Below are 15475 nucleotides of genomic sequence, written 5' to 3' on the forward strand. Positions count from 1 at the left end.
ACAGTCCGGAAGAGTGTATATATTACAAATATATAATCTGAGCATTTCCCCGGACAGATATAATAACGACCCGGCAACTCACTATGCCGGGCCGTTTCAAATACTGACTAAAATCTAACCCAGTAATTTCGCCATATACAGCTCATTCACATACCGCCCGTTCACTTTAAGCGAATTACGTTTAAGACCTTCCACCATAAAGCCCTGGCTGACATACAGGCGTTTGGCACGCTCATTGTGTTCCATAACCGTAAGCTCGATTCGGGTAAAACCATGACCCACGGCCCAGCCCTGAAGCTGATCAAGCAGGCGGGCCCCATTGCCTTTACCAATAGCCGACTGACGCATCCCGATAACGCAATACATCGAGTGGCTGGCACGGTTGGCGCTGTTGCCAATCCCTGCGGTATAACCGACAATTTCTCCTTTTTCGACTGCCACCAGCATCACCCTGGAGTCACTCTGGGAGAACATTTCGATGATCCCTTCCTGCTCTTCCACCGTCGTACTGCGCTCACCTGGTTCAAGCATCATGAAATCCGTCTCTTTATCAAGAAGATACATCAAGTCCAGCAGTTTACCGGCGTCTTCTTTGCGCGCTTCTCTGATCATATCTTTCGCACCCTGCAAATTAACTCTGGCCACAATATCAAATCAGGTGCTTAAAAAACGTGCGTCAGATGTAGAAAACAGAGTCAGCCTGTTCAGGCAACTGAAAATCCGGGGGAGTTCAAATCCTGGCAGAAGATAAACCAGAACAGAGAAAAACAGCGGGGCCGGAGAAACCGGCCCCGAAAAGAAGAACTATCAGGCCTCTGCAGGCTTTCGGTTTATCGCCTGGTTTGGCTCGTCCTGGTCCCGGACAATCACCACCAGCAGACCTGCAAACAGCATAGAAACACCACCCAGCGTCAGCGCCATCATTGCATTGCCATCAAACACGTGACGGGTGACATAGCCCAGGATGCCGGCTGCGGTGATCTGAGGCAGTACGATAAAGAAGTTAAACACGCCCATGTAGAAGCCCATTTTGCGTGAAGGCAGCGCACCGGCAAGAATAGCGTAAGGCATACACAGAATGCTTGCCCATGCGATACCGACGCCCACCATGTTCAGCATCAGCATGTTCGGATCGTTAACCAATGCAATGGACGCCAGGCTCAGGCCACCAATCACCAGTGACAGGCTGTGAACAAACTTACGGCTGGTACGCTCAGCCAGCCACGGCAGGGCAAATGCAGCCAGAGCTGATACACCGTTGTATGCTGCGAAACACAGGCCAACCCAGTCCGCGCCTTCGTTATACAGGGCAGAACTTGAATCCGTGGTTCCAAAGATGTGGCTGGTTACCGCTGACGTGGTGTAGATCCACATGGCAAACAGGGCAAACCACGAAAAGAACTGTACTACCGCCAGTTGCAGCATGGTCTTTGGCATGCCTTTGAGGTCATTCAGAATAGTTTTAAACGTTGCCTGCTCTTCCTGCTGAGGCTCCGCCTTACCTTCAAACTTCTCCATCTGCTCAGGCGAGTACTCTTCTGTGCGCATCACAGTCCAGATAATCGATGCCAGAAAAACAACCGCGCCACAGATAAACGACACTTTCACCGAATCAGGGATCTCACCGGCAGGAGCCGTATTGGCAATACCAAACAGGTTAGTCACGATGTATGGCATGGCAGAAGCCACCACCGAACCCACACCGATAAAGAAAGTCTGTACTGCAAAACCTTTGGTGCGCTGCTCAGAAGGCAGGTTATCCGCTACCAGAGCGCGGAAGGGTTCCATCGAGATATTGATCGACGCATCCAGGATCCACAGCATACCTGCTGCCACCCACAGATAAGGTGAGTAAGGCATTACTATCAGTGCGAATGAGGAAGCAAGGGCACCGGCGAGGAAGAAAGGACGACGACGGCCAAGACGGGTCCAGGTACGGTCACTGAAGTAACCAATGATCGGCTGAACAAGCAGACCAGTAAGAGGAGCGGCCAGCCAAAGGATCGGGATCTGATCGATGCTGGCGCCAAGAGTTTCAAAAATCCGGCTGACATTGGCATTTTGCAGGCCAAAACCAAACTGGATCCCCATAAAACCAAAACTCATATTCCAGATTTGCCAAAACGAAAGACGTGGTTTGTTCATTAATTATTATTCCTTTTCTAATACTGTGTTCCGTGATGTGCACAGCAATTTGTTTCTGTGCCGGATACTAAATATCTCCCACCCCTACATTCAGTGATCGGGTTCACGACAAAAGCCAAAACGGCGTAAGAGAGGTCTGAGTGGGCAGTTTTTGCGCCACAATTTTGTGATAAGGATCTCTTTGTTAGGGATGAGTTAGCAGAAGTTTTTCAACATGTAAGGTAAACATAGGCAAACAAAAAAGCCCTGGTCTGAAACAGACCAGGGCTTTTATTGCTCACAAAGAGGTTATTTTCGCGTCACCCGGATATGGGCGATATCTGCTGAGTTCACCGCCCCTTTCATACCACCTGAGTAGATATAAGTGGCATTGGAAGCCAGGTAACTCATATTGAAGTAATCCTCAATGACCAGACTGTAACTCTCACCGGCGGTCAGCTCTGCCTCAACCGGGGTTGAGTAACGCATCCCATTCTCCTCGCCGACGTGACCCATCTGGATGATTCCTGACGCGACTTCTTTATTGTCTTTACCCAGCACTTTAAGACGTTTAACTGCGTTAGTGATGCCAGTGTTGAGCTGGCCCTGGTTATTGCTGTACCAGGCGCTTAGCTGATACGTACCTGTTGTATCGACGCTGAGCCGTTCTTTCGTCGAAACAGCATCTTCGCCTTTCTGCACAGTTACTGTTGTTACTCCCTCTTTCAACTCTTTGCTTTCACCATCCAGAGTCAGCAACACCTCACTGCCGCTGCATACCGGCTGGCTCGGGTTTGATCGGTATGTCTCCCCCACGGCCTCAGCAACATAACAGGCGTATCCGCCCGGTGCATCGACATATTCAGCCTTGCTGATCAGGCTCTGGATGAGTTGATCATTACGGTAGAGATTATATTTTCCTTCCGTTTCCACTTTAACCGTAACTTTGTTGCCACTGGCCGTCAGAGTGACTTTTGGCTCCTCCGGACTAAAGGCTTTCTCACTTTTGGTCGCATACGGTTCAACACCTTTGATCAGAGTCAGCGACTCATCACCAGCAATCAGGCCACCAAGCTCGACGGTAATTGTTTCCCCTTCCGTTTTACTGCTCCGGATATCGTAATAGCCAGTCGCAGACTTATCTGCGGCGGGCAACTTAACAACAACGGTATAACTCTTACCCCTGAAAACAAAGTTTTCCAGCTTGAGCTCATTGCTCTCTTTAAACAACTCGTTACGCATCCAGCTGGTGATAAACGGCTCAGCTTTCAGCTCGCCCGAACTGGTATCAATACCAAAGATGTTCTCCGTCACCATGCTGATATAGCTGCCTACCGACCAAAGCTGACGCTGCGAGTTAATCACCGGGCCATCCAGCGAGTTGTCCCCGCCAAAATCACTGTGAATGAGAAGTGGCTGACCTGAAAGCCACTCAAGGTTTTCCATATTCGAAAGGTTGGTCGCCGTACCCCGGATAAGTGATTTCACCGCGTTATCTGCCGCTGCCGTGTTCCCTGCTACGCGGGCCGCACGCAGGCTGTAGCCGGTCACAAACGGCCAGATGGCGCGGTTATGATAGACAGGTATCCCCGGTTGCTGCGGGAAGTAGACCGGCACACCAAATTCGCTGTGCGGATAGTTCGCCATAATCTCTTTGGCCCGGCTCTCATCGGCAATACCACTGGTTATCGCCAGCGCTTCACCCAACATATCGTATTTGTCTGTCCGGATATCCCCCTGGTTATCGAACAGATAGCTCGCATACATCTTGCGGGAATCGTCCCAGAAGCCTGTATTGATCGCTGTTTTCAGTTGATCTGCCCAGGTTTTGTAACGCTCCGCATTAACTGAATCAAACTCTCCGGCCAGCTTTTGCGCCAGGCGCAGCGCGCGGTAATGGGTGACATTCGTCGAAAGTGACTTGCTGCTGCCGATAGCGTTTACATCATCTTTGCTCCAGGTGGAGTAAGTCTGTTCACGCCAGTCGAGAAATGACTGCTCGCCACGATAAAGACCAGACCCTGTATCAAACGCCGCTTCCCGGTCCGCCTCCAGGGTATTTCTCAGGGCGTTGTAAGCGCGCTCAGCAAACTGCTGGTACTCTTCGCCGCTCAGGGCAGAAAGAAGACGTTCTGCGCCCAGAGCCCAGGAGGTACGGTCAGTGCTGATTGGCCAGCTGCCGCCGGTACCGGTATCCTGGATAATCTGCTCCCCTTTCCTTTTCGTGGAATCACGGAACCCGGAGAGCTTAAACTCAAGGCCGTTTTTCACCCGGACAGGATTTACCAGCGCCAGCGACAGGTCCGCCGCGTAGGCCAAATCCCGCGTCCATACATAGTGCCACTTGGCACCCGTCTCAAAGACTTCTGCCTCGATCGGCTGGTTGTGGTTGTAATTTCCATCACGGATCTCTGAGACCGCCAGTTGGTCAAGCTCCTTCAGGGCCAGGGCAAACAGAGCATCGAACGCCAGGTCACCGGTGGTCACTTTAGGCGCGTTCGCCTGCTCTGTGATAATCATTCCCTGATCCAGGGCATCCCGCAGTTCGGCGGTGGTAGACAAACCGAACTCACGCAGCGCGGCATTTGGCTCTTTGACAGAGACGGTGACCACCTCTTTGCTGCCGTCAAACGTATCAAACTCAACCGCCTGCTGCTGTCCGTGGCCTTTATGGACACTTAACGGGTCAATCACCGAATCCGGATAGTATTTCTCCGCTTCCTGCAGGGTAGCCCTGGTCACCGTCATTTCCGCTGCCGACAGGTCGGTAAAGGCCACGCTGAACTTGTAGTAACCGGTTTCTGCAAACGTCACCTCCGAGTTGCAGTCATTATTCATGCAATCATCGTTGGTTTCAGGTTTGGGAAAGAACTCCTGACTCGTGCCAAATACTACCGGCGTTTGATATTTGGTATATTCAATCTGCCAGCCAGGGTCGGCAATCTTGAACTGACCAGAGCCACGGCCAACTTTCAGTACAGTCTCATAACGGTTATTACCCAGATAAGTCAGCCTGGCGTGTGGCGCAGTTCCCCACTCGCCATTCAGCCCGCGAAGATACAGCTCACTGCTGATAAGGGGTTGCTCTGCTTTATCTGTTGTTTTATCTGCTGTAGCAGTCCCGTCTGACTGGCATCCTGCCAACCCAAAAGCAGCAGCCACTGCAAGCGCAAGAACACTCGGTTTCATGATGTTTTCCTTATATTGTTTTGCGCCAGTTTATAAAGACAGAAACGACAGCCAAAATAGATAACCACCTGCCACCTATAGAAAATTTCAATACCATCATAACCAGACGTGAGAATACTCAAGCTTTTCAGGTATCAAAGCGCAATATCAATTTGCCACTCTGTGAACAGCCACATGAAGAGGGCAGAATAAGCCTTTTGGATACGGGCTCATAAAGATGGATAAAACCCTGCAACAATTTCTTCTGGTCGCGAGACTGCAAAGTGTCAGCGCTGCTGCCAGAGTCAGCCAACTGAGCCAGCCCACCATTACCGCCAACATTAAGAAGCTGGAAAAAGAGCTCGGAGTTACCCTGTTTGAGCGCCGGGCTGAAGGCATGCTTTTAACCGAGTACGGTAACATCCTCTGTAAACACACCAGCGCGATGCAGCACGAGTACCATCAGATGCTGCAGAAAGTGGAGCAGCGCAAGCAGTGTCAGTCAGGGAAAATTCGCCTGGGGACCGGTGATGCCTGGTGGAGCCTGTTTGTCAGCCAGGCGCTGAAAGAGCACAGAAAAGCGATGCCGGCGAGTTCAATACACGTTGAGTTTGGTAACCACCTGGCTCTGATGGACTCTCTGATCAATGAACAGATTGAACTGTTTGTTGGTCATGAGATTGGTGGCCTGTCCGGTAAATGCGACGTAACTTTTATTCCGCTGCTTAAAACTCAGGATGCGCTGTTTGTCAGCCCCTCCCATCCACTTTGCGGAAATCAGGTCAGTGAGGCAGAGGTGAGTGAGTACCCGCTTATAGCTGTTACCTATGACTCGGAGAAGTACGCCCATTTACTCGACACCCCCGAACCCAAGCTGAATGAAAGACGCAAACAGAAACTAGATGAAAGGATCACCTATGAAGTCGACTCGCTTCTGGCCAGTATCGAGCTTGCCAGGGAGAGCAACGCGATTATGCCCTATCCCCACCACCTTAAGGCCTATCTCGAAAGTTTTGGCCTGACTACGCTGGAAACCGTTCAGCAGTACCCGCGCGGAATCGTGGGAATCTATACCCATCGCCGGGAAACCTCTGAGAGTCATCTCGCCCTGACAGATATAATGCAGCAGCTCTCTCAGAGTTTATGATGTAAAGAATTTACTATTCACACCGCACTTTTCATGTCAGGCTAATGCGGCACAACACAAGGAGGAAGCATGATAGATTTTCGTTCCGACACTGTTACCCGGCCTGATAACAAGATGCGTGAGGCTATGGCGAAAGCGCCGGTAGGGGATGACGTATACGGTGATGACCCAACGGTCAATGAACTGGAACTGTGGGCGGCTGAGCGCCACGGATTTGAAGCCGCGCTGTTTACCACCTCCGGCACCCAGGCGAACCTGCTGGGCCTGATGAGTCATTGTGAACGTGGTGACGAGTACCTGTGCGGCCAGCAGGCACACAACTATAAGTTTGAAGCCGGTGGCGCAGCCGTGCTGGGCTCCATTCAGCCTCAGCCGGTTGAAAATGAAAAAGATGGCTCACTCTGTTTTAAAAAGCTGAAAGCTGCGATCAAGCCAGACGATTTTCACTTTGCCCGCACTAAACTGCTGAGCCTGGAAAACACCATCAATGGTAAAGTCCTGCCTCTGGAGTATCTGGCAGAAGCGAGAAAGTTTGCCGATGATAACGGCCTGCAACTTCACCTTGATGGTGCAAGGGTATATAACGCGGCTGCGGCGCTGGATGTCGATATTACCGAGATCTCACGTCACTTCGACTCAATGACCATCTGTCTGTCAAAAGGCCTCGGCGCTCCGGTGGGCTCACTGCTGCTGGGCACCGCTGAGTTTATTCAAAAAGCGCGCCGTATTCGTAAAATGCTGGGTGGCGGTATGCGCCAGGCTGGCATTCTGGCAGCGGCAGGCAAGATTGCCCTGACCGAAAACACCGCCAGACTGAGCGAAGACCACGCCAATGCCCGCTACCTGGCAGAAAAACTGACAGAGCTCCGGGGCTTTGAGGTCAATACCGCTCACATACAGACCAACATTGTGTTCGCCCGTGTGGATGAGAGCATCGATGTACAGGCACTTTGCTCCCACCTTAAAGAGCAGGGTATACTGGTTTCCCCTTCCCGTCCGATGCGGTTTGTGACCCATCTTGATGTTTCCCGGGAAGATATTGATCAATTAATTGCGGCCATCCGGGCCGAAGTATAAGTAAGTATCAGGGGCCGTAAGGCTCCTTTTTTTGTCGTTATGTTCTTTTCAAAACAACTTTTATCGGATCAGTGGATCATCCGCCACCAGCGCTGGTTTCACCTGTTTAGGGTAGTTCTCGCCTGCGCCATCGCGCTGGCTGTGATCCATCTTTTCAGTATTCCTCATGCCAGTTGGTCACTGATCACCATTATCGTGGTGATGGGGCCAGTGTCTTACCTGGGCTCCGTACTGACCAAAGCCAACCAGCGGCTTATTGGTACCCTGATTGGTGCAGCCATGGGTTTCACCCTTTACCTGCTGCCAATTAACCAGCCGCTGCTGCACGATACCCTACTGCTGGGGCTGATTGCGGCCTGTATGGTATTTGTCGCCGGGCGGCACTCCTACGCAGCCATTCTGGCCGGGATCACCCTGGTGCTGGTTGCCGGTACCGGACCTGGCGACCTGCAGGTAGCAGAATGGCGATTGCTGAACGTGCTGTTGGGCACGCTTATCACCTGGCTGTGCAGCCGGTTGTTTTTCCCCTCCCGGGCCATGGTTCACCTGCAGATGCTGATAGAAGAGTTTCTTCAGCTGAGCAGTGACTACTACCTGCTCCACAGCCATGAACTGGTGCGCTGCCAGGATAAAATCGACTACAACCTCAAACTGCTCAGCCGCAACCTGGCCAAACAACGAAGCCTGACACCACATGCACAAAAAGAGTGGAAAGGCGACGGCCAGATCATCACCGATATCGTGATTTCCGAGCGACGGGTACTGAGCATCATTGAGAATCTGGTCACTACCGAATGGCCTCCCCAGTCTCAGGAAATACTCAATGTCACCGGGCGACTGTTTCACTCCATCAGCCAGCTCAGCCTGCAGGTTGGAAAAGGTCAGGTTCAGCAGTTTCTGGCTCAGGATATGCTGGAGGAAACGACTCCCGATAAGCTGGATAACCTCAGCCAGTGCGGTTACCTGTGGCTGAATCAGCAGCTCAGTCAGCACGTCAGTGCTCTGTCGTTTTGCCTGAGCAGGCTCTACAAAGCGGGTGACTCTCAGACCTAAGCCTATGATCCGCTGGCTGATCCCGTTTTTTTCGTTCACAATGGAAAAGACATAAGTTAAGGAGAGCGTTATGACTGTCATTCACAACAGCGACAATCACGAGTTTCGTATTGAACTGGTTCCGGGCGAATGGGCCCGCATCACATACCGTCTGGAAGACGGAGTTATGGTAGTCGATCACTCTTCTGTACCGGAGAGCCTGCGCGGCCAGGGAAAAGGCTCGGCGATGATGGAAGCCTTCCTCCCGGAAGCCGAAAAACTGGGATACAAAATCATCCCCGAGTGCAGCTACGTTAAGCACTACATGACCAAACACGAAAACTGGCACCACCTGCTGGCGGAGTAATGCAATGTTGTGGAAACAAGCTCAGCTGGTAACAGAGAAAGCACTGCAAAGCGGCGCACTGGCCCCGGTAGCCACCGAAGCCATCAATTTTATCAGCGATGGTATCGACTGCCTCGGGCATGTGGTTTCGCCGAATATGCGCAAAAAACCCATTATGCGCCAGTTCGACAAAAACGCCCCCAAAGCGCCCGCCCGCAATCCGTTTTTGCCATATGAGCCGGAAATGTACGTGGCCGATGTCGGGGACCAGCACGTCTGCCTGCTCAACAAGTTCCCGGTGATCTCTCCCCACCTGCTGATCTGCACCAAAGAGTACGCAGAGCAGACCGCGCCGTTAGAGCTGGCAGACTTGCAGGCCTGGGTGGAAGCGTTTGGTGAAAATCCGGAAGAGGTGTTCGGCTTTTTCAACGGCGGGTTAATGGCCGGAGCCAGCCAGCCCCACCGCCACATGCAGCTGATAAAAAGTGCCCTGCCACTGGAAACAGCCATTTTGTCCGGCGAACTGCCATTTGAACACCGGCTGATAAAGCTGGACGGGCTCAATCCGCAGGAACTGTATCAAACCTACCTGGAGTGGATGACGCAGCTTGGCCTGCTCGGTGAGGAGTGTCAGCCGTACAACCTGCTGCTGACCAGCCGCTGGATGCTACTGGTGCCAAGAGTGACCAATCAGGTGAATCAGGTCTACGCCAACGGGATCAACTTCAGCGGCCGCTTCCTGGTCAAAAAAGTGGAGCAACTGGAGTGGCTGAAGCAGTTTGGTGTGCTGAGATTTTTGGGAGCATGCTGCAGCGCAGACTGACATTCTCAGCAGAACAGATACTAAAAAAAGGGACGATTCAACGTCCCTTTTCCTGTTTTGATATGAGTAACAATCAGAAACCAAACTTACCGTTGTCGTTCTTCCACTCTGAGCGTGCCGGGATCGCTTCAATGGTATCCCAGTGTTCCACCAGCATTCCGTTTTCCACCCGGAACAGGTCGTAAAAGGCAACGTGCTGATTCATAAACTGGCCTTCGCTGATGGACAGAACAAAGTTGCCCTCACCCAGGATCTTATGGTTTTCGGTATACACCATTGGCATGTTCTGATCTGCCAGTGCCTGCAAAGCTTCACCAAGACCACTCAGGCCATCTGCCACTGCAACGTTGTGCTGCAGGTAATCACCGTCTTCCGGGCCGATAAAGCGGCCGATTTGCGACATATCGCCACCCATCAGAATCGTGTTGACGAAATCTTCTACCAGAGCTTTGTTCTGCTCAGTCTTGTCCAGATCGGTAATTTTTGTCGGGCCATCAAGCTGAGTTCGGCCACTTGGGTTCTTACCGCTCAGTTCCTGAAGGTTATCCCAGTGCTCGACAATCTTTCCGTTTTCAAAACGGAACACGTCAAAGCCGGCTTTCGGGCCAAAGAAATCGTATTCAGTGTGGGTAACCACGTACTCGCCATCCTGCAGGGCACGTTTTACCCGCGCTTTTGCGCTGCCTTCTGGCAGGTGAGACATCACTTCACCAAAACCTTCCAGTCCGTCCGCAACGGCCAGGTTGTGCTGGATGTACTTGTCCGGATTAATAAACGAAACCGCTTCGGCATCGCCGGTTTCGATGCTTGAAATCACTGCTACGGCTTTCTCTTTGTTGGTCAGGGAGTCCGGGGACTCAACCGCTGAGCAAGCCGCCAGGCCTGCCACACCAAGGGCTAAAAGGGTACGGGAAAGTGCAGATAGTTTAGTCATTGTTGTGTCCTCATATTGTTTGAGGACAAGTTTATGGAACTGTGCAGGACATGAGCAGAGTGGATTTACGCCGGAAAATGGTAAATATCGAACCGGCTTATAAAACAGTGGTCATGTATTCTTTCTGGAATTGGCCCGGAGTGCAGCCTGTCTGCTTTTTGAAGTACTTAACAAAGTTACTTACGTCTTCAAAACCAAACTCATAGGCCATCTGCTGGGAAGAAGTGTAGTTGACCACCAGCCTGCGCTTCATCTCGACAATGGTATAAGCATCGATCATCTGCTTGGCGGTCTGGCCGGTGGAAAGCTTACAGACCTGATTGAGGGTTTTGTAGGTAGTGCCAAGCTGGCCGGCGTACCAGTTGGCATCCCGGAACTGCTGAAAGCTTTCCTGCATGGCCTCGATAAAGCGGGCCAGTTTGACGCTCTGGGATTCTGATAACTTGTCATGGCGAAGCTCAGGCCGCAGCCGGTGCAGCACCAGCGCGAGTGCCGAAAACAGATACATGACGATCAGCGGGTCAGACTCTTCATGTGCGATCTCGGCGCGCATTTCCTTTATCAGGGTCTGGCAGCGCTGGTCATTTTCACTGTCGAGCTGCAACAGCGGGCTGTGATGTCGGTTCAGGTGGGTCGGTGTGTAGTTAGGCAGACGCATGTTAGCGTGAACCCGGTCCAGAAAAGCCTGGGTAAACAGCATCATCTTCCCCTGGGGCCGGGAAGAAAAATCGAACGAATGCACCTGCTCGCGCTGAATAAACAACATTGAGCCCGGTCCAAACTTATACGGCTTAAAGTCCACCATGTGGATGCCCTCTCCCTGCTCGATAAACAGAAACAGGAAGAATTTCACCCGGTGCGGCTGCTCCGGATCATGGTGTTCCTTGCTCCGTTGCCAAAGCTCGGACAACTCCATGATCTCAAACTCCGCCTGGTTAGTTTTGTTTAAGTTAAAGCCAATATTCGGGAGTTCCATTGCGCGATCCGGGTGCTGATATTTATCATAAGTGTAGTGGAGACAGCGCTTTATTATCAAGCAGTTAAATTGATGACAACCAGTGCGCTCTTCACTGTCAAAGTCTGATGTGTGGTGTCACTCTCAACCGTCTTTATGAATGGTTTTATAAAGTCTGGCAGGGTTTATACTGGCACTTCACTTAAAATCAGCGGGCAAGGATGCTATGGACTCAGAACTGATAAAACTTGATTACCAAAACACTTATCAGCTCTTACTGGAGAGGATCAGAACAGGAATGAGCTTCTGGCTGGGAAGCTGTGTGCTCTATTTCAGTTTTCTGTCAGGAGTAGATATTCTGGCAACAGACGAGATGCCCAAGCTCTACCTGCTGATATATCTGGTGCCCAGCGTTATCTATTCACTGAACTGGTCGATGTTTGAAATGGCCAAACTTCAGGTCTATATCGATGTGGTCCTGACAAGACAGCTGGGCTTCAACCACCGCCAGAGACCCGTTGTCGGCAGCCGGTTGCAAAAAATCGACTCCAGACAAAGACAAATGGTGCCCGTGGTGTACTCACTACCCTCGCTGCCAATCTACCTGTTTGCCCTGTATCTGATTATCACCAATGATCTGATTGGCAGTTTTCAATGGATTAAGCTGGTGCTGATCGCTGTTTCCCTTATCCTCACCGTTCATGCCTGTTGTCGGCTCTACTACAGCTTTTCTAGACGGTACTGGAAGATTCTGGCCAACGATTACAAAGTACTCTATTTTAAACCGGAGACTGCGGTCACCGGCCTGGCTAAAGAAGCCGCAGACGATGCCGCCAAACATGAACTGGCGACATGCGAAAAATAATCAGGGGAGCAAACAGCTCCCCCCGGGTTGGTTAATTTACCTCGTCGATATCTATCACCATAAAGCGAATTTCGGTGCTCGACTCGGCTTCATAAATAACGCCGATATCTTCGTTTCCGGATGAGCCTTTGTGTGGCATCTCTATCAGGTCTGAGTAAGCACTGTAGCCGTCACGGAACTGGGTGCGCTGGGTAAAGTTATAGTTACCCGCCCCATCTTCCACTGCGCTCCATATCGCCAGGTCATTACGGTCTGAACTGACTGCGTTCACTCCCTGCGGCCCGGACATCAGTACCCGGTTATCGCCATAGCGGAGCAGACCAATATCCACCTGGTCCAGTTTGAAGAACAGCGCGCCATTGACCGAGTTGCGGTCCTCGATCACCATCTCCCAGCTCAGCCCTTTATCTTCACTGATAAAGTGATAGCGGTTGAAGTTGCCGGTGCCTGTCACACCATCATTGCGGGCTGACATCAGCAGGCGCCCGTCGCGCAACTCAACCATATCTGCTTCACTTGGCTCGTGCCAGTAAGTCGGTGTCTGCTTACCAGCGTGCCAGGTAACGCCATGGTCATCGCTGTAAATAGAAACAACCGACAGCTGGCTGAACGCATCCAGAACAATCGCCGGGAAAATCAGGCGGCCGTTAGTCAACTGAATGCCCTGGCCTGGGCCAGCATTAATACTCTTCCAGCCCGGGTCGCCTTTACCACCGTTGGCACTGGTGACTGTCCAGCCCTGCTCTGCCGGATGATTAATCACATCCCCGTTGACCCGCTCCATCAGGCTGGCGTCAAAGCCCGCCTGAGATGCGCCACCTATGGTGAAATCAATTGTATGGTAAGCAGAAGCGCCGGAAGTCGATGAGCAGCCATTACCCCAGGTCACGGTTTTACTGCTGTGTGACTGGCCAGCCCAGTTGCTGGCCACCGGCACACCATCTACATAGAAACTGGCGCTGCTGCCACTGCCAACAATCCGGTAGTCGTGGTAACCGGATACATCATAACCGAGCGGCAATTCCAGGTTGCCGCCGTCTGCATAAAGCACCGCAGTCACAGACTGGTCGCTGTTCACTCTCAGGTCAGCCAGGAAACGTTTGCTGCCATTGCCATAGTACTGAACATTACACGCGCCCTCAGCTACCCGGGAGTTCCAGGCCAGTGCCCAGCCATCGCTGGCCGCGCTGCTGATCTGGCTCTGAGTCGGTGTCACCGACCAGGTTGCCCGGCCATTACTGGTGTTGGTACCGCTAGCCATCCAGTTGACATCTTTCACCTGGCCAAGAACATCAACCGGCGCTGACCAGGTCTGGCCATTGTCGTCACTGGTGCGATAGAGCAACTTATGGTTTGGATCATCAAAAGGAACGCAGCTGCCGTTTTGCGCACAGTCGATATCCCACTTGGTGTAGAAGACAAACAACCGTCCAGTGGTTTTATCCAGGAAAGGACGCGGATCGGAACACGCTTCATCGCTGTTTTCGTGAATCGGCTGATAGTCACTCCAGGTCACGCCATTATCGGTTGAACGGCGGCTCTTGATGCTGGTCGGGTGACCCTGACCCGGGTCTCCGGAGCGGCCGCGCCCTTCAGCAAAAGCGACCAGAGAGCCGTCTGCGGCCACCACAATAGACGGAATACGGTAGTGACTACTTCCACCATCGCCACCTTTAAATACCACTACATCACGGACATTCGGCGCAACGGCGTATGCCGGTGCAGGCAAAGCCAGACTGACAGCAGCGACCAGGCCACACGTCAGGCCAGTCGCGGTTAAGATTGCTTTCTTCACGTTATTCTCCTTGTTGTTTTTCGCACCCCGACAGCAAACTGAAGGTGCAAGCAGGCACCCGTATCAGACAGAGATACGGGGCCTATGTGTATGTATTGGTTAAGTGTTTGGTTTCTATAGGGGGGATGAAACAACACTCATTTCATGACATAACAGCTTGCAAATGCATTACCCTGCTGGTCTTCACCTCCCAGTATGTAGATCTGATTATCCGCGCTGACCGACAGGCCGTACGCCATACCGCAGGGCAGGCTCCCGGCAGGTTGCCAGCCCTGCTCACCACAGCGCCAGATATTGTCGCTGTAGTGTTTGGTCAGCCCCTGGTGGCTGTAGCATTTACCCTCACGGAAACGGGCCTGACTGCCGATGAAATACGCCCCTCCGGCGACCAGATAATCTCCGTCAATCATCCCGGCAAAACCACCGGCGATCCCTTCGTGTTCCGGCTCTGCATCACAGAGAGGCAGCAGCAGGGACGGCTCGATATCGCTCAGGGAGTGAAAGGTAAACTGCTTGGTCTGCAGACTTCTCAGCCCGGGTTTTATCTCACCCTCGACCAACACAACCTTATGTTTGTCCCGGATAAGCGCCGCACCGCAGTTCGGCTCAAACGGGTTGTCCCGCAGCAACTGCCAGCTCAGGGTTTCGGTATCCAGACACCAGATATCCCGGCTCCAGCCGTACTCTCCCGGCCAGCGTGACATAAACTCTGTCAGCACGGCCTGACGTTTCTGCGGGTCATCGCTTACCTCCTGTGCAGAAATCTCAGCGACAAAACTATCGAACGTTTCCTTGCAGTAACCACCGAACAGGGCAATTCTGCCAGGCTGAACTTCGCAGGCACTCGCGCCAAGAAAGCCGACCGGAGGCGCGGTATCGGCCTGGCTCCACTGCCCGGTGGCAGAGTCGAAACACCAGACTTCATTGAGCACCGTCGCGTGAGAATCACCCTCGTTCTGACCTGCGCCGGAGAATACCCAGAGCTTTTGTCCTGCCACCGCAAACGCAGCGTCATTTCTCGCCACCCCGGGAAACTCCGGCGCTTCTTCCCATTGCGGATCAGGCGTGTTCAGGTCGAGAAAAAAGAAACGCTTCCCTGCGCTGCCCAGCCCGGCATAAAGCCGGCTGCCAAGTTTTCCCCCAACTCCGTTTTTAAGCCCGGTCGGTAGTGATGCTAATTTGGTTAACTGCAGTGGCATGACAACTCCC

Annotated in this window: 13 protein-coding genes; 6 read left to right on the forward strand and 7 right to left on the reverse strand. The window is 52.3% G+C overall.

Annotated features, from left to right (window positions below; all coding sequences use genetic code 11):
• Nucleotides 1–114: 114 nt before the first annotated feature.
• The 3 genes from ACVB80_RS10130 to ACVB80_RS10140 form a co-directional block, all read right to left on the reverse strand.
• A complete protein-coding gene (locus ACVB80_RS10130) occupies nt 115–612 on the reverse strand; it encodes an N-acetyltransferase family protein (protein WP_481081167.1) in 498 nt (165 codons plus the stop codon).
• A 195-nt stretch (nt 613–807) separates the two neighbouring features.
• Complete coding sequence (locus ACVB80_RS10135; protein WP_481081168.1) at nt 808–2145, reverse strand: MFS transporter; 1338 nt, start codon at nt 2143–2145, stop codon at nt 808–810.
• A gap of 288 nt (nt 2146–2433) precedes the next feature.
• Nucleotides 2434–5313, reverse strand: a complete 2880-nt coding sequence (locus ACVB80_RS10140; RefSeq protein ID WP_481081169.1) for a Six-hairpin glycosidase-like protein — start codon at nt 5311–5313, stop codon at nt 2434–2436.
• A 217-nt stretch (nt 5314–5530) separates the two neighbouring features.
• On the opposite strand from ACVB80_RS10140, the gene ACVB80_RS10145 reads away from it, so the two are divergent.
• The 5 genes from ACVB80_RS10145 to ACVB80_RS10165 all read left to right on the forward strand — a co-directional run bounded on the left by ACVB80_RS10145 (nt 5531) and on the right by ACVB80_RS10165 (nt 9717).
• The gene (locus tag ACVB80_RS10145; RefSeq protein WP_481081170.1) at nt 5531–6439 is read left to right on the forward strand and encodes a LysR family transcriptional regulator; all 909 of its coding nucleotides are present in this window, start codon (nt 5531–5533) and stop codon (nt 6437–6439) included.
• Between the two features lie 69 nt (nt 6440–6508).
• A complete protein-coding gene (ltaE, locus tag ACVB80_RS10150) occupies nt 6509–7516 on the forward strand; it encodes a low-specificity L-threonine aldolase (protein ID WP_481081171.1) in 1008 nt (335 codons plus the stop codon).
• 141 nt (nt 7517–7657) lie between these two features.
• Nucleotides 7658–8569 (forward strand): FUSC family protein, encoded by a 912-nt coding sequence (locus tag ACVB80_RS10155; RefSeq protein ID WP_481081172.1) that lies wholly within the window; start codon nt 7658–7660, stop codon nt 8567–8569.
• A 70-nt stretch (nt 8570–8639) separates the two neighbouring features.
• A complete protein-coding gene (locus tag ACVB80_RS10160; RefSeq protein ID WP_481081173.1) occupies nt 8640–8915 on the forward strand; it encodes a GNAT family N-acetyltransferase in 276 nt (91 codons plus the stop codon).
• Between the two features lie 4 nt (nt 8916–8919).
• Nucleotides 8920–9717 (forward strand): ATP adenylyltransferase family protein, encoded by a 798-nt coding sequence (locus ACVB80_RS10165; RefSeq protein ID WP_481081174.1) that lies wholly within the window; start codon nt 8920–8922, stop codon nt 9715–9717.
• 73 nt (nt 9718–9790) lie between these two features.
• On the opposite strand, the gene ACVB80_RS10170 is transcribed toward ACVB80_RS10165, so the two are convergent.
• Together ACVB80_RS10170 and ACVB80_RS10175 are read right to left on the reverse strand one after the other, a co-directional pair.
• A complete protein-coding gene (locus ACVB80_RS10170) occupies nt 9791–10651 on the reverse strand; it encodes a nuclear transport factor 2 family protein (protein WP_481081175.1) in 861 nt (286 codons plus the stop codon).
• Between the two features lie 97 nt (nt 10652–10748).
• Entirely contained in the window at nt 10749–11627 is an 879-nt protein-coding gene (locus ACVB80_RS10175) for a helix-turn-helix domain-containing protein (RefSeq protein WP_481081176.1), read from the reverse strand.
• A gap of 277 nt (nt 11628–11904) precedes the next feature.
• Between ACVB80_RS10175 and ACVB80_RS10180 the strand changes: the two genes are divergently transcribed.
• A complete protein-coding gene (locus ACVB80_RS10180) occupies nt 11905–12471 on the forward strand; it encodes a hypothetical protein (protein WP_481081177.1) in 567 nt (188 codons plus the stop codon).
• 31 nt (nt 12472–12502) lie between these two features.
• Here ACVB80_RS10180 and ACVB80_RS10185 read toward each other — a convergent pair whose 3' ends face one another.
• Together ACVB80_RS10185 and ACVB80_RS10190 are read right to left on the reverse strand one after the other, a co-directional pair.
• A complete protein-coding gene (locus tag ACVB80_RS10185) occupies nt 12503–14266 on the reverse strand; it encodes an exo-alpha-sialidase (RefSeq protein WP_481081178.1) in 1764 nt (587 codons plus the stop codon).
• A 137-nt stretch (nt 14267–14403) separates the two neighbouring features.
• Nucleotides 14404–15465 (reverse strand): YjhT family mutarotase, encoded by a 1062-nt coding sequence (locus tag ACVB80_RS10190; RefSeq protein ID WP_481081179.1) that lies wholly within the window; start codon nt 15463–15465, stop codon nt 14404–14406.
• Between the last annotated feature and the right edge of the window lie 10 nt (nt 15466–15475).

This window comes from Vibrio sp. 9-16B-A1 (assembly GCF_056726165.1).